The sequence below is a fragment of the Pseudomonas sp. NPDC087336 genome, from assembly GCF_044744285.1.
Taxonomy (GTDB): domain Bacteria; phylum Pseudomonadota; class Gammaproteobacteria; order Pseudomonadales; family Pseudomonadaceae; genus Aquipseudomonas.
Window position 1 is genome coordinate 37689 of record NZ_JBIUYA010000013.1, and the last position, 17867, is coordinate 55555.

Consider the following 17867-nt stretch of genomic DNA (forward strand, 5'->3'; position numbering starts at 1 on the left):
CCGCAGGTACTTGATCAATCATCGGGGCGCAATGGCGCCTCGATGATCGCTTCAGCTCTCCACTCAATCCAGACAACGGTGACTATTTTGCTCAACGCCACCCCCGCACCTGCCCGCGATATCGACGGCAAAGCCATCTCGGCCCAGGTTCTCGACGAGGTTCGAGATGAGGTTCAGGTCCTGGCCCGACAACAGATCTACCCCGTCCTGGCCGTATTGCTTGTGGGTGAAGACCCGGCCAGCGAGGTGTATGTGCGCAACAAGCTGCTGCGGGCCAAGGAGGTCGGCATCCGTTCACTGGAGTACCGCCTGGCGCAAAGTGCCAGCCAGAACGAGGTGCTGGAACTGATCGCGCAACTGAACGCCGACGTCACGGTGAACGGGATCCTGGTGCAATTGCCATTGCCGGACCACATCGATGAAGCCGCGGTGATCCATGCCATTGACCCGATCAAGGACGTGGACGGTTTTCATCGGGAAAACGTCGGTGGGCTGGTCCAGGGCATCGAAGTACTGACACCCTGCACCCCCAGCGGCTGCATGCGCCTGCTGCACGAAACCTGCGGTGACTTGAGTGGCTTGCATGCCGTCGTCATCGGCCGTTCGAACATCGTCGGCAAACCCATGGCGACGCTGTTGTTGCAGGCCAACTGCTCGGTCAGCGTGGTGCACTCGCGCAGCGTCGATGCGCCGGCATTGTGCAGGCTGGCGGACATCGTGGTGGCAGCGGTGGGTCGCCCACAGCTGATCGATGCCAGCTGGCTCAAGCCTGGAGCGGTGGTGATTGATGTGGGGATTAATCGCATTGCCAGCGCGTCGGGCGATAGACTGGTCGGCGATGTCGATTACGCCAGTGCACGCACCGTCGCCAGCGCAATCACGCCAGTGCCCGGTGGTGTCGGGCCGATGACCATTGCTTATCTGCTGAAAAACACCCTGATTGCCAGCCAGTTGCAGCGTGCGACCTGGACTCGCCAACCAATGCAATTGTAGGAGCGAGCCTGCTCGCTCCTACAGGCAGATCACTGTCAATCAGTGGTTGTAGGCACGCTCATTGTGCTCGGCCAGATCCAGGCCCATCTCTTCCACCGACTCATCGGCACGCAGGCCGACCACGACATTCACCACTTTGAGAATGAGCCAGCTGATGACGAAGCAGTACACCGTCGTCAGCGCTACACCCTTGATCTGCGCCAGCACCTGGCTCCCCATGCTCACGCCTTCCACCAGCCCACCCAGGGACGGCACGCAAAACACACCGGTCAACACCGCGCCGATCATCCCGCCGATGCCGTGAAGGCCGAACACGTCGAGGCTGTCGTCATAACCGAAACGGCGCTTGAGCACCGTAACGCTCAAGTAGCAGAACACCCCACACAACAAGCCGATGGCCAGGGCACCGCCCACGCCCACATAGGCGCACGCTGGCGTAATCCCCACCAGACCTGCCAGGGCACCGCTGGCCAGGCCCAGCGCACTCGGCTTGCCGACCTTGAACCACTCGGTGAACATCCAGCCAAGAATCCCGGCGCACGCCCCTAGTTGGGTATTGAGCATGACGATGCCGGACGTGCCGCTGAGGCCGCCACCGGAACCGATGTTGAAACCGAACCAGCCGACCCAGAGCATGGCTGCACCGACCATGGTCAGGCTCAGGTTGTGCGCCGGCATCGGCGTATTTTCATAGCCCTTGCGCTTGCCCAGGATCAGGCAGGCGGCCAGCGCGGCAACGCCGGCATTGATGTGCACGGCGGTGCCGCCGGCAAAATCGAGGACGCCCCAGTTATGCATCAAGGCCCCCGCACCACCCCAGACCATGTGCGCCACCGGGGCGTACACCAGGGTGAACCACAGCGCCATGAACAACAGCGCCGCCGAGAACTTCATGCGTTCGGCGAAGGCACCGGCGATCAGCGCCGGGGTGATGATGGCGAAGGTCATCTGGAAGGTCACGAACACCCCTTCCGGAATCTCGCCGACCAGGCTTTGCGGTGTCATTCCCGCCAGGAAGGCGCGGCTCATGCCACCGACAAAACTGTTGAAGGTCACCTCGCCCTCGACCATGCCCGTGGTGTCGACCACCATGCTGTAGCCATAGATCACCCACAACACCCCCACCAATCCGGCGATGCCGAAGCACTGGGTGAACAACGACAACATGTTTTTCGCCCGCACCAGGCCGCCATAAAACAACGCAAGGCCCGGCAGGCACATGAACAACACCAGCACCGCCGCCATGACCATCCAGGCCGTGCTGCCGGTGTTCAATGTGGGTGCATCGGCTGCCTGCGCTAAGGGCACCAGCGCACTACTCGCCAGTAAGCCAACAAGGGATTTGCCGAGAAGACGATTGACCATGTTCAAAGCTCCTGCAATGGAAATCGGAAGTGTCGGGCAGCAAGCAAGTAGTAAAACAACGGGCCTTGGTGGCCTCTTCGAATATCTGAACGCCTGGCTCCTGCCGGCGAACACGATCTTGCGCACGCCATTGTCTGTAGGAGCCCGGCTTGCCGGCGAAGAACGATGACGCGTTGTATCTGATCGTTCCCACGCTCCTGCGTGGGAATGCAGCCCGTGACGCTCTGCGTCACAGAAGCGGAACGCGGAGCGTCCCTGGAGGCATTCCCACGCAGAGCGTGGGAACGATCCAAGGAGCCAGCGCCTGAAAGGTGTCAGTAACCGGAACCCGGAATCCAGCGGGTTCCCGCCAGCGGCACCCGTGCCATGGCTGCCGATTCCACCGTCAACGCCACCAGATCCTCCGGATCCAGGTTGTGCAGGTGCGATTTGCCGCACGCCCGGGCCATGGTCTGTGCTTCCAGCACCAACACCCGCAGGTAGTTGGCCAGGCGGCGACCGCCTTCCACCGGGTCCAGGCGCTTGGACAGCTCCGGGTCCTGGGTGGTGATACCGGCCGGGTCGCGACCGTTCTGCCAGTCGTCATAAAAGCCTGCGGCTGAACCAATCTTGTGCAGTTCTTCATCCAGGCGCGGGTGGTTGTCGCCCAGCGCAATCAGGGCCGCCGTGCCAATGGCCACCGCGTCCGCGCCCAGCGCCATGGCCTTGGCCACGTCGGCACCGTTGCGAATCCCTCCCGAAACGATCAGTTGGACCTTGCGATGCATGCCCATCTCCTGCAAAGCCTGTACCGCTTGCGGGATGGCCGGCAAAATCGGAATCCCCACGTGTTCGATAAACACTTCCTGGGTCGCCGCCGTGCCCCCCTGCATGCCATCGAGCACGATCACGTCGGCCCCGGCCTTCACCGCCAGCTTGACGTCGTAGTACGGGCGGCTGGCGCCGATCTTCACGTAGATCGGCTTCTCCCAATCGGTGATTTCGCGGATCTCGGCGATCTTGATCGCCAGGTCATCCGGGCCGGTCCAGTCCGGGTGCCGGCAGGCGCTGCGCTGGTCGACACCGATCGGCAGCGTGCGCATGCCAGCGACTCGCTCGGTGACTTTCATGCCCAACAACATGCCGCCGCCACCGGGTTTGGCGCCCTGCCCCAGGACGATTTCAATGGCGTCCGCCTTGCGCAGGTCATCCGGGTTCATGCCGTAGCGCGATGGCAGGTACTGATAGACCAGATGCTGCGACTGCCCGCGCTCTTCCGGGGTCATGCCGCCGTCACCGGTGGTGGTGCTGGTACCGGCGATGGTAGCGCCGCGGCCCAGGGCTTCCTTGGCATTGGCTGACAGCGCACCGAAACTCATGCCGGCGATGGTCACCGGAATCTTCAGGTGGATCGGCTTCTTGGCGAAGCGGTTGCCGAGGATCACATCGGTGCCGCACTTTTCCCGATAGCCTTCCAGCGGGTAGCGCGACACGCTGGCGCCAAGCAGCAGCAAGTCATCGAAGTGCGGGACCTTGCGCTTGGTGCCACCGCCGCGAATGTCATAGATGCCGGTCTCGGCGGCGCGTTGGATTTCCTGGATGGTCAGGCGGTCGAAGGTCGCGGACTCGCGCAGTACCGGAGGATTCTTCTCACTCATAGCTATTCTCCTTGCGTGGATCAATACGCGGACGCGTTATCGACTTTGAAGTTGTACAACTGACGGGCCGAGCCATAGCGCTTGAAGTCAGCTGCCTTATGCTCGAATCCGGCGCGGTTGAGCAGCACTTGCAGTTCCTCCAGGTGTTCGGCGCGCATCTCTTTCTCGATGCAGTCCGACCCCAGCGACGCGACGCTGCCCTTCACGTAAATGTGCGTTTCATACAGCGAATCGCCCAGCGCATCACCGGCATCACCGCAGACGACCAAACGCCCGGCCTGGCCCATGAAGCAGCTCATGTGGCCTATGCTGCCGCCGACCACGATGTCGATGCCTTTCATGGAAATCCCGCAACGGGCCCCGGCATCCCCCTCGATCACCAGCAACCCGCCATGGGCGGTGGCGCCGGCGGCCTGGGACGCACTGCCCTTGATCCGCACGTAACCTGACATCATGTTTTCCGCGACACCCACACCGGCGTTGCCGTGCACGGTGATGCTCGCTTTCTGATTCATGCCCGCGCAGTAGTAACCGGCATGCCCCTGGATATCGATGGACACGGCCTGGTTCACCCCGACGGCGAGGTTGTGCTTGCCGTTGGAATGGGTCACCACCCATTCGCGGTCTTCTACGTTGTGCACCTGGTCATGCAGCGCCTGATTGAGGTCGCGCACGCTGGCGATGGAAAGATCGATGGTTTTCATGTGTGCGCTCCTTAAGCTGACTCGCGTTCCCAGATGTACAAGGTGGCCGGTGCCGGCTCCCAGATCCTGGCGTTTTCAATGCCCGGCAGGCTCGACAGCGCCTGGTATTCCGAAGCCATGGCGACGTAGTCGTCGGTCTCGGCGAGGATCGCCGGCTTGCAGGCGATCGGGTCGCGGATCACCGCAAAGCCGTTGCGCGTGCCGATGGCGAAGGTAAAGAAACCGTCGAGGTCCTCCAGCGCATGGTCCAGCGCATCCTTAAGCGAGTCGCCCTGCTGCAGGCGCCAGGTCAGGTAACCGGCGGCCACTTCGGTGTCGTTGTCGGTTTCGAACTGGATGCCTTCGCGCTTGAGCTCCTGGCGCAGGCGGAAGTGGTTGGACAGTGAGCCGTTGTGCACCAGGCACAGGTCGGCACCGGTGGAAAACGGGTGGCTGCCTTCCATGGTCACCGCGCTTTCGGTGGCCATGCGGGTGTGGCCGATGATGTGGCTGCCCTGCATGCCGGCCAGGCCGAAGCGTTGGGAAATCTCCTGGGGCAAGCCCATGCCCTTGAGGATCTCGATGCTCTGCCCGGCGCTCATGATGCGTACGCCCGGTGCCAGTTCTGCGAGGGCCAGGCGTACCGGTGCCTCCTGCGCGTGAATCTTCAATACGGCGGCGCTGGCGTTCTGGAACCAATCCAGTGAGCAGCCCAGACGACCTTCCAGTTCACCCATCAGGGCTGTCCAGTCGAAGCTTTCGGTGGTTGCCTGCAGGGTCAGCTTGACCCAGCCATCGGCCACTTCATCGCCATAAATGGCGAAGCCGGCACTGTCCGGGCCGCGATCGGTCATGGCCTGCAACATCGGTTCGAAAAGCTGGCCCAGCCGGGATTCCAGCTGCGGGTTTTTCAGGTAAAGACCTACGATTCCACACATAAAACAGTCCTCACTGCGTTCGGCAGCCGCACGTTCAAGCGGCGAGATGGTTCGATTGAGCGCGCCGGTTGGCGCTTAGAAAAATTCGGTGTAGCGCTGCACTTCCCAGTCGGAGACGTGGCGGCTGTACTCAACCCACTCCATGCGCTTGAGCTTGATGAACTCGCCGACGATCTGCGGACCCAGCACTTCGGCGAACAACGGGTCGGCCTCCAGCGCATCGCAGGCTTCCTTGAGCGACTGCGGCAGGGTCTTGATGCCGCGGGCGGCGATCTGCTCAAGGCTCAGGCTGTAGAGGTTTTCGTTGCAGACGTGGTCGATTTCCAGTTGGCGGTCGATGCCGTCCAGACCCGCCGCGATGATCGCGGCGCTGACCAGATAGGGATTGCAACCGGCGTCCGGCAGGCGGAATTCGAGGCGGCCGTAAGGCACCCGGACCATCGCCGAACGGTTGTTGGCACCGAAGGCGATAAACGCCGGTGCCCAGGTCGCGCCGGACAACGAATTGCCCACCACCAGGCGCTTGTAGGAGTTGACCGTGGGTGCGGCGAAGGCACACAGCGCCGGGCCATGGGCAAGCAGGCCGGCAGCAAAGTGATAGGCCATTTTCGACAGGCCCATGCCGCTCGGGTCACTGGCGTCATGGAACAGGTTCTTGTTCTCGGCACTGCTGATCGACAGGTGAAAATGCATGCCGTTGCCGGCGCGTTTCGGGTCGGGCTTGGGCATGAACGAACAGATCATGCCCAGGTCATTGGCGATCTCGCCGGCGGCCATGCGAAAGAACGTGAAGCGATCCGCCGAGGTCATGGCATCGCTGTAGGTGTAGTTGATCTCGAACTGGCCGTTGGCGTCTTCGTGATCGATTTGATAGACCTCGAAATCCACCGCCTGCAGGGCTTCGGTCAAGCGCTCAAGGAACACCCGGGAGCGCGACAAACCCTTGTAGTCGTAGCAAGGCTTGTCCAGGTTGTCGCTGAGGTCGACCAGTTGCAGCTTGCCCTGCTCGTCGCGACGCATCAGGTTGAACTCCGGTTCCAGACCGGTATTGAGGGTCCAGCCCTTGTCCTCCAGGCGCCGGACCTGCTGCTGCAATACATAACGGCTGTCATAGGGATGGGGTTTGCCATCGACATGACCGACGCACACCACCCGGCCATACCCCGGCTGCCAAGGCACGGGCGTCAGCGTAGCGAGGTCGCCGCGGGCCATGAAGTCCGGACCGTGAGGCTCCATGCCCATGCCACTGATCGCGAATCCGGCAAAACCGGCGCCCTCTTCGGCCACCGTCTTGAGCCCACAGATCGGCACCGACTTGGTCTTGGCCGCACCATGGATATCGACAAACTGCGCAAGCACGTACTTGATCCCGTGCTTGTCGATGATGCGCTGGGTTTCTGCTGGCAACATTGCTCGTCACTCCTCGCGAAAGGCAAATCTGTTATGGGTTGGCCCTGACTTTCTTTTTATTCCTGAAAAGAAAGTTTGTTTCCCAATAGGAATGCAAGGCCCTTGCCAGCTTCGCGAGTGACGCGTGTAAAACACTTGTTGTGCTGTTTATATGGGAAAAATCTTTTCCCCATGGGAATATTGCCCGATGGATACGCGCTTGAAGCCGCGACTTGCACTTTCTCAGTGCGAAACTAATATTACTGAACGGAAAGTGTGCAGGATCCGATGACTATGCCGACCGAAACCGCCCCGCGCCTCAAGCTCGAGCAATACCTGGGAATGCAGATCAAGCGCCAGCGCCAGGCCCAGGACCTGAAACTGGCTGATGTGGCCAAGATTGCCGATATCAGCCAGGGCATGTTGAGCAAGATCGAAAACGCCCAGGTCTCCACCAGCCTCGACACCCTCAGCCGCCTGTGTGACGTGCTGGGCCTGCCGCTGTCGAAGTTGTTCAGTGAGTACGACCAGCAGGACGGCAGCGCACTACTGGTCAAGGCCGATCAGGGCATGGAAGTGGTGCGCCGGGGAACCGAGAAAGGCCATACCTATCGTTTGCTCAATCACACACGCGGGCCGAAGAAGAGTTTCGAGGCCTACATGGTGAGCATGGATGACGCTAGCGAAGAGTTCCCGACCTTCTCCCACCCGGGTACCGAATTTTTGCATTTGCTTGAAGGCGAGTTGATTTACCGGCATGGCAACCAGCTGTATCGAATGGAGGCCGGCGATAGCCTGACCTTCGAAGGAGAAATTCCCCATGGGCCTGAGCAATTGGTGCGGGTGCCGATCCGGTTGTTGTCGATCATGAATTACGGAAGCGACAAGGAATGATTGCGTAACGGCCACCGAATGGCGCCACCCTCACGGTGGGTGGAGATCCTGTAGGAGCGAGCATGCTCGCTCCTACAAGGGAGAACCCCAAAAAATCCCGCCCGGAAATCTCCGGACGGGATTTGTTGAATCACACAAACTCACCCCATTCAGGCAATCGGAATCAACGGATCCGCCGCCGCCCACGCGCTTTCACGATCAGCCGCCGGCGGATAGATCCATACCGTGTTGATCTGGGTCTTCAGCGACTTGCCTTCCTGCCGGGTCAGCTTGACCTGACGATCCCAACCTTCGGTATAGACCGCCCCCCACGCCCCCAGATCCAGGCAGGTCACGTATTTGGGCTGGCTGTAGGGCGTCGGGTCCACTCCGAGAATCTGCGCAGCAACGTTATTGCCAGCATGACGACCCAACACAATGGCGTGCTGGCAGGTCATCAGCGCATGGTTGCCAATGTCGTCGCTGGCAGCAAAGGCCACGTCGCCGGTGGCGAAGATGTCTGGCTGGCCAATGACTTGCAGGTGCGCGTCGACGTGCAGGCGGCCCAGGTGGTCGCGTTCGGCGGGGATCTGCTCGGTCAGCGAGCTGGCACGCACGCCGGTGGTCCAGATAACCGTTTTGGCGTCGATGTGCTGGCCGTCGGACAAGCTCACGCCGCTTTCATCGACGGCGACAACCGAGGCGTTGAGGTGCCATTTGACGCCGGTTTCCTCACTGGCTTCGGCAATTTTCTCGGCGATTTGCGGGCCCATGGAGCCGCCTACCTTGGCGCCACGATCGACGATGATCACCTTTATGTCCGCATCCTCGCCGAGGATGGCTCGCAGACGGGTGGGCATTTCAGTGGCGGTTTCGATACCCGTGAAACCACCACCAGCTACCACCACCGTGTTGCGTGCCCGGCTCTGCGGCTGGTTGGCCAGGGATTTGAGGTGGGCTTCCAGGCGTATGGCCTGTTCGATCTGATCGACGTCGAACGCATGTTCGGCCACACCCGGGGTGTCCGGCAGCGCGAGGCGGCTGCCGGTGGCCAGAACGAGTTTGTCGTAGATGCAGACTTGTTTTTCGCCCTGGGCATCGAGGTAACCCACACGCTTTTGCTCGACGTCGATGGTCTCGGCAGCCCCCTTGAGGAACTTGACGCCGACCGCATTGAACAACTCACCGATGGGCGCCGCCAGCTGGTGAGCGTTCGGCTCGTAGAAGCGTGGACGCACGCGCAGTTCGGCCTGGGGCGCCAGTACCGTTACGTCAACATCATTGTGACCATGTATATCGAACAGGCGGGTGGCGCTCAAAGCGCTCCACATGCCGCCGAAACCTGCGCCAATTACCAGGATGCGTTGTTTCATTTTTAACTCCAGAGGAAAAACCAGGCAGTGAATTGGGTTAAGCGGTCAGGAGGTCGGTACCCACTCTCTGTTGATAGCGTTTCCGCTCCCGACCCGACAACTACGACTGTATTGATCGCAGTTAATTCGAGCAAGGTCTTTTTCTCAATGGTTCGAATCGATGCCATCGATAGACCGACAAAACCCTGCTAAATCCGCACTCTGGAAGTCCTTTCCAGCACTTTGAGAAAATTCGCAATCGTTGCCTGGCTAAGGATCAGCTGCTAATATTTACGACAACATTAGTCGGAGATCGATATGTCTCTTTACAGCGCGGGCGTCGAGTACGGCATTCACTGCCTGATTTTCCTGGTGGGCAATGGTGGAGAAACCCGGGAGGCGAGCGTGCGTGACCTGGCAGAGCTGCAAGGCGTGCCGTTGGACTATCTGGCAAAAATCTTCACCAAACTGGCCAAGGCAAAACTGGTGGTTGCCACCGAAGGCGTGCGTGGGGGTTTTAAGCTGGCGCGGCCGGCCGATGAGATCAGCCTGCTGGACATCGTCAATGCCATCGACGGGCGCAAGGCCATTTTCGAATGTCGGGAAATCCGCGGTCGCTGTGCGTTGTTCGAAGGCGAGGTTCCCGATTGGGCGCTTGATGGCCACTGCTCGGTGCACGGGGCAATGTTGACTGCGCAGAAGCGCATGGAAGAAGCCCTGGCCCAACAGACCATCCTGGACATCGCCAGAAAGGTCGGGCGTAAGGCGCCTGCGCAGTTCAATGCGCAGGTCGAGAGCTGGATGAGTGATCGCCGGGAAAAGAAAGGCACCGCCAGTGCCCAGGCCGATCAACTTATCCAGGTCACCGAGATCGAAGGCTGAGCCCTACAGGCAGTCGCGTACGGCCTGACGCATGGCCCCTGATTTTGCCCAGGGCGGCCCCTGGTACAGCGAGACCCGGCTGCCTTCCTTGTACTTCACGATATCCAGCACTTCATCGGCGGTTATGACACTCGGCGCGGTGATCCGGTAGCCGTTGGAAATCGAAGTCTGGGTAGTCTTGGCGATCTCCTTTTGCCAGGCCGGCAATACACATGCCGCTACATCCTTGGGTAATTTGTCGCTCGGCTTGTTGTAGTTCGGCTCTCCCGGCACCAAGGACGCAGGCAACGAACACCCCGCCAACAACGCCATCACCACTCCCCCCATCAACATTCGACTCATGAAGCATCCTTAAACCTGAAAAAATAAAATGTAGCCTGTTGCCACGCTGACAGCGTTTTTTTTGCATCGAGCCTCAGGGACTGACGCTGTGATCGCCGGGGTCCGGGTAGGAGCGCTCGTTCAGATAGGTCGTCCAGCGCTCGAAGGCTTCATGTTGCCATTGGCTGACCCGCTCCCATTCCGGCCCGCTGAACTGGTGCTCGGTAATGAGTTTCATCATTTCACTGGTGGCCGCATCCAGATCGGCTTTCAGTGCCTGGGCATGCGCCCGGAAGTCATCGGTTGTCGTCATTTTGAATGGACCCTGCCCTGGTAAAATGTCGGCACTACACTACGACAGCAAACGGCAGCTAATTTTCCGGAGCGCGCCAACTTCCCGACCGAAGGTAGCCCTTTGGCATCAGACGAGCACAACGCCCCGCCACGGGATGGGGTCTAAAATTGCGTAGCACAACCTTACGGGAGATCATCATGTGGCTTAACGAACATGAACAGACGCTTCGGCGTGATCTGCAAGGGCTGGCATCGGACCTGCGCTGGTCAGCGGTAGAACTGTTGCGCATCGCCGAACAACTGCGCCTGTCAGGCAACGATGTCGACGCAGAAGCCGTGAGGCGCCTGTGCGATTTGTTCCAGGGCGATGAACAACGGCTGGCGGGTTATGCCGAGGAAGTGAAGGCCAAGATCATCAGTCGAAACAAGCCTGAATAGCGGGAGTCGAGGCGTGAACAAGTCCCTCTACACGCTTGCCACCCTGATCGTGGTGCTGGCGGGCTGCAGCACCGACTCACAGATCTATCGGGATCAACCACTGGTGGCAAACGTCGAGGCCGGGATGAGCAAGGAGCAAGTCGAGCAAATCGGCGGCCCACCCCTGTCGATCTCCAACCGCACGGTCGAGCCCGGCACTTGTTTCGACTACAACCTGACCCAGCCTGGTCATCAGCAACGGTACAACGTCAGCTTCGATAGCCGGGGCAGGGTCGATCATAAAAGCTTCATGACCTGTGCCGAATGGAGTAACGCGCAGCAAAAGGCCAGGGAACCGACCCGCAGCGGCGGTGGAGGCTACTGAGCCGCTAACAATTGCGTGGCGACACGTTCAGCCACCTCCCCCGGCACCCAACCCCTCCAGATCTGCGGCTGGTCACGCAGGAAAGCTTCCGCCACCTGACGCGGCTGCAGGCGCTTTTCGCTCATTTGGCCGAGGGTATGGTTGAGCAGGTCGATCGGCAAGTCGACCTTTTCGAAGAACGCCACCAGGTCCGGGTACTGCGCCTTGAACGGTGCGGACACGCCGATCGCCAGGCTGGCCGGCATCGACCGGGTGCCCTTAGGATGCGGGTTGTTGGCGTCGGCCAGGGTCTTCCAGGCCTCGGCATCGAACGCTGGCTCATCGAGCTTCACCAGTTTGAAACGCCCCAGCAGCGGCGTCGGCGACCAGTAGTAGAACAGCACCGGCTTGCCACGGCGGATCGAGGAAGCCACCTCGGCATCCAGTGCCGCACCCGATCCCGTGCGGAAGTTGACGAAGCTGTCGGTTAGCTCGTAAGCCTTGAGTTTCTGACTGTTGACGATCTCGGAGGTCCAGCCGGTCGGGCTGTTGAGGAAGCGTCCACGGCTTGGGTCTTCCGGGTCACGGAACACATCCTTGTAGCGGGCCAGGTCGGCGACGGATTTCAGTTCCGGGGCCAGGGGCTTGATGCCTCGCTCAGGGTCGCCCTTGATTACGTATTCCGGCACCCACCAGCCTTCGGTGGCGCCTTTGACCGTGTCACCCAGGCCAAACACTTTGCCTTCGGAAGCGGCCTTGACCCACGCCGGACTGCGCCCTGCCCACTCCTCGCCGATCACCTGGATATCGTTTTTGGCCAACGCTGCTTCGAGGCTGACGGTGCTGCCCGGCAAGGTGTCTGTCGGGTAACCGTAACCTTTCTCGACAATCACCCGAAGAATTTCGGTGATGAGGCTACCGCTTTCCCAAGTGATGTCGCCGAAGTGGATCGGCGCGACTTTTTCTGCAGCGGGAACCTGAGTCGCCACAAGGCTCAGGGCCAGCAGCGAACTGCCGAGCAGGGTTTTCAACGATCTCATGCGGACCTCCGGGTCAGGGCATTCAAGGATTGGTTGGCGCTGTGCCGGGCACACAGGGCTTGGGAGCGCGTCATGTAATCGCTCACCGAGCGTTGGGAAATGCCCAGGCGGACGGCAATTTGCGGGTATGTCAGGCCGTCGACCCGCGACAACAGGAAAGTTGCCCGAACCTTGTCCGGCAAACGCTCAAGCGTGCGCGCCAGGCCACGCAACGCCTGGGTCAGTTGCACCTGTTCTTCGGGCGAGATCGCTTGATCCCGGTCAACGTGCTGCAACTGTTCGAGGTGCTGGCGCTCCAGGTCGCGACGGCGCCAGAGCTGGTAGATCAACCGATGGGCAATGGTGGTGAGCAAGGCGCGAGGCTCGCGGATCGGGGTCAGACCCGGCGATTCGAGCAACTGCACAAAGGTCTCGGCAGCGATGTCTTCGACGCAGGGACTGGCCCCCAGATACCGGCGTAACCGAGTGCAAAGCCAGGGGTAATGCGCGCGGAATAATCCGCCCACGTCGTTGCGATGGGAAAAGTCGGTGCCGGACATAGAGGCTCCAAAGGTCAGGGGTCGCTGAATGTCCGGTAGTCCGGTGACGCGATCCTAGCAAGGAGCCTTATTCTTTAATAATACTTAAAAAGCATTTTTATATTCCAAATATGAATTTCAGCGCAATCGTCCAAAGCCCAGATCCTCGGCCTCTCGCTGGTAGTCGAGAATGGTTTGATAGTCGCTTTCGCTAGCCGGCAGGATCTCTTGCAAGCCGAGGATTTCGGCGACGTCCGGCAGCTCCTGCAACGTCTGATTCATCACCTGCCGAAGGTGCCTGGCCTGCTGTTCGGTGACGGTAGCCGCGGTGATGTAGGGTAACGTCGGACTGAAGGCGCTGCGACCGACGATCCGCAGGTTGGCCACTTCGTCTTCGGCGTGTCGCGCCAGGTAGGCAAAGGTCACGCTGTCGATGGCCGCCAGGTCCGCTTTATCTTCACGCAACCAGCGAAGACTTTCGCGGTGACTGCCGCTGATACCGACACGGGAAAAAAACTGCCCCTCTCGCTGCAGCGGCGCCAGTCGGTGCCGCAGTAGGTTCATGCCGCTGTTGGAATCTTCGCCATTGATCACACCGCGGCTGCCTCCGAAGGCCGACAAGCTGCGCCGTGGGTCATCGGCGCGACTCAGCAACAGGCTGCAATGATTGCCGCCGCTGGCGTCCGGCAATTCATAACGAGGACAACCAATGATCCGCACCCGACCGCGCAATGCCGTCATCAGCGGATAGCCGCAGGTCTGCGTCAGCAGCAAGTGCGGGGACAGCCACAGGTCCATCAGCGAAAGTCCTTCGGCGTTGCGGCGCGTGGTACCCAGCCGCTCGAGGATGCGACTCAGCCAGCGCTCGTTGGCCTGGCGGACCGGTTCGGGGGCAACGTACATCAAAAGCTCTGCGTAGACTGAAGTCATTGGCTCTCTCAACTGAACGGATGCCGCGGGCTATCGATGGCCTTCACCCCGTGCCGGCGCCATAACTGGCCATAACCCTGCACCAGGAATCCGCCGCTGCGCGTCAGCCATTGCTCGCGGCGCGCACGGTAAGCGCGGGGCAAGTCGTACCAGGGCAGCCCCGGCAAGTCGTGATGCACCAGGTGCAGGTTGAGGTTCAGGAACAGCCAGCGCCACGGCCAGGCGGCTTCATTGATGACTGTCCTTTGCTCGGGCTCGGCATGGGGACGGTGTTCATAGTAGGAGCGGATCATGGCGATCGATAGCGCCGGCACGCTGATCAGTAACAGGTAATGCCAGATCGGCAGCACACTGTAGCGGGCGATAAACAGCAACATCAGCAGGGTCAACGCACTGTGGCTCAGCCACATCGACCAGGCCTGTCGCTCACCCGCTTTCAGGCGCTGCAACTCCTCCTGGGCCAGCGCCAGCAAGGCCAGCGGAGCGCCTAGGATGAAACGACCCAGCACGGTTTTGTTCAGCCAGTGCAGGGCTTGTTCGAACAGTGAACTGCCCTGCCATTGCTCGGCGCTCAGGTAACGGCTTTCCGGATCGCGACCCGGCAGGGTCAGGTCTTCATCGCGGTGATGCAGCAAATGGCTGTCGCGATACAGGGTGTAGGGATACCAGACGGCGAACGGCGCGTAGCCGAGGATCTTGTTCAGCGATACCCAACGGGTGGGATGACCGTGAAGCAATTCGTGCTGCAGCGACAACCAGAGCACCACCAGCGGGATCAACAGCAGTGTGCTCCACCACAGGCCCAACCTGTCACTGCCCAGCACGATGCCGAACCAGCCGGCGTACACGCCGACCAGCAGCAACCAGGTCGGCCATTCGGTGCGAGCGGTCAGGCGTTGGCGCAAGGTTTCGATTTCTACACGGTGGGCGGTGTCGAAGTAATGGGGCATGGCGTTGCTCGGATCGGGGACCAGTCCCCTTCTGTGCAACGGCGTCGGGTTTTCTTGCAGATTATTTTTACGATCGTTTCTACGAACCGTTGGCGGTTATTGAGCCGTCTCCCGAAAGATAAAAGCTCCAGCTAACCGTAATTTTGGATTGGGTGTATATCCGTTACCGCAGCAATGGATATACACCCAATCCTGTTGAACGTGCCTTCAAGTGGCTTGCTGATTACGAGGCTTGCCAGCACGGGCCTTGTAACCAGGCAGCGCCGCCGCAAAGGCCAACGCCTCTTCGCGACTGGCAAATGAGCCAAGCCGGTCTCCTTGGGTGCAGACCCGCCACGGGCCGTTGTTCACACTGAGTACGTCATAGCCGTTCATGTGCATCTTGTTCAACATCGGAACGCTCATAGTCACCTCCATCTTGGCAGTGATCACAGGGTTGACTTGCCTACCTTACACCCCCCTGCCGCAAAGAGGCCGACCGGACGTCGAGTCGGCTTAGTGCAGCGCGATTGCACTTTTAGACACCTGTGCTGTTCAAAATGTCCAGGAAACCCGCAATGGGTTACGGCCCGAATATTGCATTTTTGTTACATTACTGTGACAGCCTGGATTGAAAGAACCCATGAAAGTACGCGCAACCGTCATTTGCGAGCACGACCGGCACATACTCCTGGTGCGCAAGACCAGAAGTCGCTGGATGTTGCCCGGCGGCAAGGTTGAACGCGGCGAGACCGCGCAGGATGCCGCCCTGCGCGAGCTTCAGGAGGAAACCGGGCTGGGTGCCGACGACATGCTGTACCTGATGGAACTGGAAACAAGGGATACCCGACACCATGTCTACGAAGCATCGTTGCCCGATCCCCATCAGGCACGGCCGCAAAACGAGATTTTCGATTGCCTCTGGTACCCGCTGGACGCGGTGCACAACCTGAACCCCAGCGACGCCACGCTGCAAATCCTCAAAGCGTTCCAGCGTCGCCTATAACCAGCGCATTCAGCCCTGGTCGCCACCACCCACCGGCATCACCATGCCAGTGATGTAAGACGCCTCGTCGCTGGCCAGGAACAGGATGGCGCCGGCCTGCTCATCCAGCGTGCCGTAGCGCTTCATCAAACTGCTGTCGAGGGTCTGATCGACGATCTGCTGGTACCAGGCCTTCTCTTGCTCGCTCTGCTCGGCACTGTTGCGCGGGATAACCCGTGGCGGCGCTTCAGTGCCGCCGGGCGCAGTGGCATTGACCCGAACACCGCGACCAGCGGTTTCGAACGCCAGGCACGCGGTCAGCGCATTCACCCCGCCCTTCGCTGCGCCGTAGGGCACACGGTTGACGCTGCGGGTGGCGATCGACGAAACGTTGACGATCGCGCCACTGCCCTGCTCCAACATGAACGGCAATGCGGCATGGCAGCACCACAAGGTCGGAAACAGTGAACGGCGAACCTCGGCCTCGATCTGCGACGCCTCGTAATGCTCGAATGGCTTGGCCCAGATGGTCCCGCCGACGTTGTTGACCAGCACGTCGAGTCGACCGAAACGCGCGACGGCGGTTTGCATGACCCGGTTGCACTCCTCGTACTGCTCAAGGTCGGCGGTCAGGGCCAGGACCTGGCTGTGCGGGGCCAATTGTTGCTGCACTTCGAACACCAGCTCGGAGCGATCGACCAGGATCAGCTTCGCCCCTTGCGCCGCCATGCGCTCGGCCACGCGCCGACCGATGCCCTGCGCAGCCCCGGTGATCAGCGCGACTTTTTCGTGAAATCTGTTCATGTGTACCTCAATGCGTTTTCTGGGTCTCAGGCAGACGAATCGCTTTTGTAGGAGCCCGGCTTGCCGGCGAAGGCGGACTCAAGGACGCCTTCGCCGGCAAGCCGGGCTCCTACAGGACATCAACAGCCGTGAGATCACGCCGCGCTGGCAGCAAATTTTTCATAGTAGAAATTCGCGGGCTTGATGCCTTGCTCGCCAATGTACTTGCTGACCGCCTCAACCATTGGCGGTGGGCCGCACAGGTACACGTCGACGTCGCCATCGTTCAGGTGCTTGGGTGCGATGTGCTGGGTCACGTAGCCCTTGAGCGGATGCTGGCTGTCGGGGCTGGCCACGCAGGCGCTGTAGGTGAAGTGGGGGATGCGTGCGGCGAACGCTTCCAGGCGGTCGAGCTCCACCAGGTCGAAATCGTTGGTCACTCCGTAGATCAGGTGCAGCGGGTGTTCACTGCCCTGCTCGGCGATCTTCTCCAGCATCGCGGTGAACGGCGCCAGCCCGGTGCCGCCCGCCAGCAGCAACAACGGCCGACGGATATCGCGCAGATAGAAACTGCCCAGGGGACCTGCCAGGCTCATGCTGTCGCCCGCCTTGGCCATGCTGGTGAGGAAACTGCTCATCAGGCCGCCCGGCACGTTGCGGATCAGGAAGCTGACTTCACCGTCACGCTGCAACGAGCTGAACGAATAGGCGCGGGTCTGCTCGCTGCCGGGAATGCCCAGGTTCACATACTGGCCTGGCAGGAAGGCCAATTTGCTCAAGGACTCGCCCTTGATCGACAGGGCGATGGTGCTGTCGGACAACTGGCGCACCGCGCTGATGGTGGCGTCGTAGCTGGCCTGGCGGGTGCGGCAAACTTGCGATGACGTCGGCACCCGCACCACGCAATCGCTCTTGGCGCGCATCTGGCAGGTCAGGACAAAGCCCTGTGCGGCCTCTTCAGGGCTGAGGGCGTCTTCGATGTACTCCTCGCCCAGATCGTAGCTGCCCGCTTCGGCAAAGCACTTGCAGGTGCCGCAAGCGCCATCACGGCAGTCCAGCGGAATATTGATGCCCTGGCGGTACGCGGCGTCGGCCACGGTCTCGCCAGCATTGGCGTCGATGAACCGGGTGACGCCGTCTTCGAAATTGAACGCAATGGAATGGGTCATGACGG

General features: G+C 60.7%; 22 protein-coding genes. 7 read left to right on the forward strand and 15 right to left on the reverse strand.

The window, feature by feature from the left end; all coding sequences use genetic code 11:
- Positions 1–42 precede the first annotated feature (42 nt).
- On the forward strand, positions 43–993 hold the full coding sequence (locus ACIO0C_RS14910; protein WP_401313261.1) for a bifunctional 5,10-methylenetetrahydrofolate dehydrogenase/5,10-methenyltetrahydrofolate cyclohydrolase: 951 nt from the start codon (positions 43–45) through the stop codon (positions 991–993).
- Positions 994–1032: 39 nt separating this feature from the next.
- On the opposite strand, the gene ACIO0C_RS14915 is transcribed toward ACIO0C_RS14910, so the two are convergent.
- Positions 1033–2358, reverse strand: coding sequence for an ammonium transporter (locus tag ACIO0C_RS14915; RefSeq protein WP_401313264.1), 1326 nt, complete (start codon positions 2356–2358; stop codon positions 1033–1035).
- On the opposite strand from ACIO0C_RS14915, the gene ACIO0C_RS14920 reads away from it, so the two are divergent.
- Positions 2357–2527, forward strand: coding sequence for a hypothetical protein (locus ACIO0C_RS14920; protein ID WP_401313267.1), 171 nt, complete (start codon positions 2357–2359; stop codon positions 2525–2527). The genes ACIO0C_RS14915 and ACIO0C_RS14920 overlap by 2 nt on opposite strands.
- Before the next feature lie 145 nt (positions 2528–2672).
- On the opposite strand, the gene ACIO0C_RS14925 is transcribed toward ACIO0C_RS14920, so the two are convergent.
- The 4 genes from ACIO0C_RS14925 to glnT form a co-directional block, all read right to left on the reverse strand.
- A complete protein-coding gene (locus tag ACIO0C_RS14925) occupies positions 2673–3995 on the reverse strand; it encodes an FMN-binding glutamate synthase family protein (RefSeq protein ID WP_401313270.1) in 1323 nt (440 codons plus the stop codon).
- 20 nt (positions 3996–4015) lie between these two features.
- Complete coding sequence (locus tag ACIO0C_RS14930) at positions 4016–4699, reverse strand: protein glxC (RefSeq protein WP_401313273.1); 684 nt, start codon at positions 4697–4699, stop codon at positions 4016–4018.
- An 11-nt stretch (positions 4700–4710) separates the two neighbouring features.
- Entirely contained in the window at positions 4711–5616 is a 906-nt protein-coding gene (locus tag ACIO0C_RS14935) for a glutamine amidotransferase family protein (RefSeq protein WP_272602635.1), read from the reverse strand.
- 75 nt (positions 5617–5691) lie between these two features.
- On the reverse strand, positions 5692–7026 hold the full coding sequence (gene glnT / locus ACIO0C_RS14940) for a type III glutamate--ammonia ligase (RefSeq protein WP_401313276.1): 1335 nt from the start codon (positions 7024–7026) through the stop codon (positions 5692–5694).
- 273 nt (positions 7027–7299) lie between these two features.
- On the opposite strand from glnT, the gene ACIO0C_RS14945 reads away from it, so the two are divergent.
- Positions 7300–7899: a helix-turn-helix domain-containing protein gene (locus ACIO0C_RS14945; protein WP_401313279.1), complete on the forward strand. Its 600-nt coding sequence runs from the start codon at positions 7300–7302 to the stop codon at positions 7897–7899.
- A gap of 149 nt (positions 7900–8048) precedes the next feature.
- Here the strand turns inward: ACIO0C_RS14945 and ACIO0C_RS14950 are convergent, their stop codons facing one another.
- On the reverse strand, positions 8049–9251 hold the full coding sequence (locus tag ACIO0C_RS14950) for an NAD(P)/FAD-dependent oxidoreductase (protein WP_401313282.1): 1203 nt from the start codon (positions 9249–9251) through the stop codon (positions 8049–8051).
- Between the two features lie 297 nt (positions 9252–9548).
- Between ACIO0C_RS14950 and ACIO0C_RS14955 the strand changes: the two genes are divergently transcribed.
- On the forward strand, positions 9549–10112 hold the full coding sequence (locus tag ACIO0C_RS14955) for an RrF2 family transcriptional regulator (RefSeq protein ID WP_401313285.1): 564 nt from the start codon (positions 9549–9551) through the stop codon (positions 10110–10112).
- A gap of 3 nt (positions 10113–10115) precedes the next feature.
- On the opposite strand, the gene ACIO0C_RS14960 is transcribed toward ACIO0C_RS14955, so the two are convergent.
- Both ACIO0C_RS14960 and ACIO0C_RS14965 read right to left on the reverse strand, forming a co-directional pair.
- Positions 10116–10454, reverse strand: coding sequence for a hypothetical protein (locus ACIO0C_RS14960; protein ID WP_401313288.1), 339 nt, complete (start codon positions 10452–10454; stop codon positions 10116–10118).
- A gap of 73 nt (positions 10455–10527) precedes the next feature.
- Positions 10528–10746 carry a hypothetical protein gene (locus ACIO0C_RS14965; RefSeq protein WP_401313290.1) on the reverse strand — a complete coding sequence of 73 codons (219 nt, stop codon included), beginning with the start codon at positions 10744–10746 and terminating at the stop codon, positions 10528–10530.
- 179 nt (positions 10747–10925) lie between these two features.
- Here ACIO0C_RS14965 and ACIO0C_RS14970 point away from each other — a divergent pair, with 179 nt between their 5' ends.
- The gene (locus tag ACIO0C_RS14970; RefSeq protein ID WP_008066717.1) at positions 10926–11165 is read left to right on the forward strand and encodes a hypothetical protein; all 240 of its coding nucleotides are present in this window, start codon (positions 10926–10928) and stop codon (positions 11163–11165) included.
- Positions 11166–11178: 13 nt separating this feature from the next.
- Entirely contained in the window at positions 11179–11529 is a 351-nt protein-coding gene (gene osmE, locus ACIO0C_RS14975; RefSeq protein ID WP_401313293.1) for an osmotically-inducible lipoprotein OsmE, read from the forward strand.
- Here osmE and ACIO0C_RS14980 read toward each other — a convergent pair.
- From ACIO0C_RS14980 to ACIO0C_RS15000, 5 genes are all read right to left on the reverse strand, one after another.
- Entirely contained in the window at positions 11523–12548 is a 1026-nt protein-coding gene (locus ACIO0C_RS14980; RefSeq protein ID WP_401313296.1) for an ABC transporter substrate-binding protein, read from the reverse strand. The genes osmE and ACIO0C_RS14980 overlap by 7 nt on opposite strands.
- Positions 12545–13087 (reverse strand): sigma-70 family RNA polymerase sigma factor, encoded by a 543-nt coding sequence (locus ACIO0C_RS14985; RefSeq protein WP_401313298.1) that lies wholly within the window; start codon positions 13085–13087, stop codon positions 12545–12547. Before ACIO0C_RS14985 ends, ACIO0C_RS14980 begins: the two co-directional genes overlap by 4 nt.
- 117 nt (positions 13088–13204) lie before the next feature.
- Entirely contained in the window at positions 13205–13996 is a 792-nt protein-coding gene (locus ACIO0C_RS14990; protein ID WP_401313301.1) for a phosphate/phosphite/phosphonate ABC transporter substrate-binding protein, read from the reverse strand.
- An 8-nt stretch (positions 13997–14004) separates the two neighbouring features.
- On the reverse strand, positions 14005–14946 hold the full coding sequence (locus ACIO0C_RS14995; RefSeq protein ID WP_401313304.1) for a fatty acid desaturase: 942 nt from the start codon (positions 14944–14946) through the stop codon (positions 14005–14007).
- A 207-nt stretch (positions 14947–15153) separates the two neighbouring features.
- The gene (locus ACIO0C_RS15000; protein ID WP_272602648.1) at positions 15154–15351 is read right to left on the reverse strand and encodes a DUF2188 domain-containing protein; all 198 of its coding nucleotides are present in this window, start codon (positions 15349–15351) and stop codon (positions 15154–15156) included.
- Positions 15352–15568: 217 nt separating this feature from the next.
- On the opposite strand from ACIO0C_RS15000, the gene ACIO0C_RS15005 reads away from it, so the two are divergent.
- Positions 15569–15931, forward strand: a complete 363-nt coding sequence (locus tag ACIO0C_RS15005) for an NUDIX hydrolase (RefSeq protein WP_401313307.1) — start codon at positions 15569–15571, stop codon at positions 15929–15931.
- Between the two features lie 9 nt (positions 15932–15940).
- On the opposite strand, the gene ACIO0C_RS15010 is transcribed toward ACIO0C_RS15005, so the two are convergent.
- Positions 15941–16714 (reverse strand): 1,6-dihydroxycyclohexa-2,4-diene-1-carboxylate dehydrogenase, encoded by a 774-nt coding sequence (locus ACIO0C_RS15010; RefSeq protein ID WP_401313310.1) that lies wholly within the window; start codon positions 16712–16714, stop codon positions 15941–15943.
- A gap of 134 nt (positions 16715–16848) precedes the next feature.
- Positions 16849–17862: a benzoate 1,2-dioxygenase electron transfer component BenC gene (benC, locus tag ACIO0C_RS15015; protein WP_401313312.1), complete on the reverse strand. Its 1014-nt coding sequence runs from the start codon at positions 17860–17862 to the stop codon at positions 16849–16851.
- Between the last annotated feature and the right edge of the window lie 5 nt (positions 17863–17867).

Coding starts and splice junctions, on each gene's coding strand:
- ACIO0C_RS14910 (WP_401313261.1), top strand. CDS start 43: ATGATCGCTTCAGCTCTCCACTCAATCCAGACAACGGTGACTATTTTG.
- ACIO0C_RS14920 (WP_401313267.1), top strand. CDS start 2,357: ATGTTCAAAGCTCCTGCAATGGAAATCGGAAGTGTCGGGCAGCAAGCA.
- ACIO0C_RS14915 (WP_401313264.1), bottom strand. CDS start 2,358: ATGGTCAATCGTCTTCTCGGCAAATCCCTTGTTGGCTTACTGGCGAGT.
- ACIO0C_RS14925 (WP_401313270.1), bottom strand. CDS start 3,995: ATGAGTGAGAAGAATCCTCCGGTACTGCGCGAGTCCGCGACCTTCGAC.
- ACIO0C_RS14930 (WP_401313273.1), bottom strand. CDS start 4,699: ATGAAAACCATCGATCTTTCCATCGCCAGCGTGCGCGACCTCAATCAG.
- ACIO0C_RS14935 (WP_272602635.1), bottom strand. CDS start 5,616: ATGTGTGGAATCGTAGGTCTTTACCTGAAAAACCCGCAGCTGGAATCC.
- glnT (WP_401313276.1), bottom strand. CDS start 7,026: ATGTTGCCAGCAGAAACCCAGCGCATCATCGACAAGCACGGGATCAAG.
- ACIO0C_RS14945 (WP_401313279.1), top strand. CDS start 7,300: ATGCCGACCGAAACCGCCCCGCGCCTCAAGCTCGAGCAATACCTGGGA.
- ACIO0C_RS14950 (WP_401313282.1), bottom strand. CDS start 9,251: ATGAAACAACGCATCCTGGTAATTGGCGCAGGTTTCGGCGGCATGTGG.
- ACIO0C_RS14955 (WP_401313285.1), top strand. CDS start 9,549: ATGTCTCTTTACAGCGCGGGCGTCGAGTACGGCATTCACTGCCTGATT.
- ACIO0C_RS14960 (WP_401313288.1), bottom strand. CDS start 10,454: ATGAGTCGAATGTTGATGGGGGGAGTGGTGATGGCGTTGTTGGCGGGG.
- ACIO0C_RS14965 (WP_401313290.1), bottom strand. CDS start 10,746: ATGACGACAACCGATGACTTCCGGGCGCATGCCCAGGCACTGAAAGCC.
- ACIO0C_RS14970 (WP_008066717.1), top strand. CDS start 10,926: ATGTGGCTTAACGAACATGAACAGACGCTTCGGCGTGATCTGCAAGGG.
- ACIO0C_RS14980 (WP_401313296.1), bottom strand. CDS start 12,548: ATGAGATCGTTGAAAACCCTGCTCGGCAGTTCGCTGCTGGCCCTGAGC.
- ACIO0C_RS14985 (WP_401313298.1), bottom strand. CDS start 13,087: ATGTCCGGCACCGACTTTTCCCATCGCAACGACGTGGGCGGATTATTC.
- ACIO0C_RS14990 (WP_401313301.1), bottom strand. CDS start 13,996: ATGACTTCAGTCTACGCAGAGCTTTTGATGTACGTTGCCCCCGAACCG.
- ACIO0C_RS14995 (WP_401313304.1), bottom strand. CDS start 14,946: ATGCCCCATTACTTCGACACCGCCCACCGTGTAGAAATCGAAACCTTG.
- ACIO0C_RS15000 (WP_272602648.1), bottom strand. CDS start 15,351: ATGAGCGTTCCGATGTTGAACAAGATGCACATGAACGGCTATGACGTA.
- ACIO0C_RS15005 (WP_401313307.1), top strand. CDS start 15,569: ATGAAAGTACGCGCAACCGTCATTTGCGAGCACGACCGGCACATACTC.
- ACIO0C_RS15010 (WP_401313310.1), bottom strand. CDS start 16,714: ATGAACAGATTTCACGAAAAAGTCGCGCTGATCACCGGGGCTGCGCAG.
- benC (WP_401313312.1), bottom strand. CDS start 17,862: ATGACCCATTCCATTGCGTTCAATTTCGAAGACGGCGTCACCCGGTTC.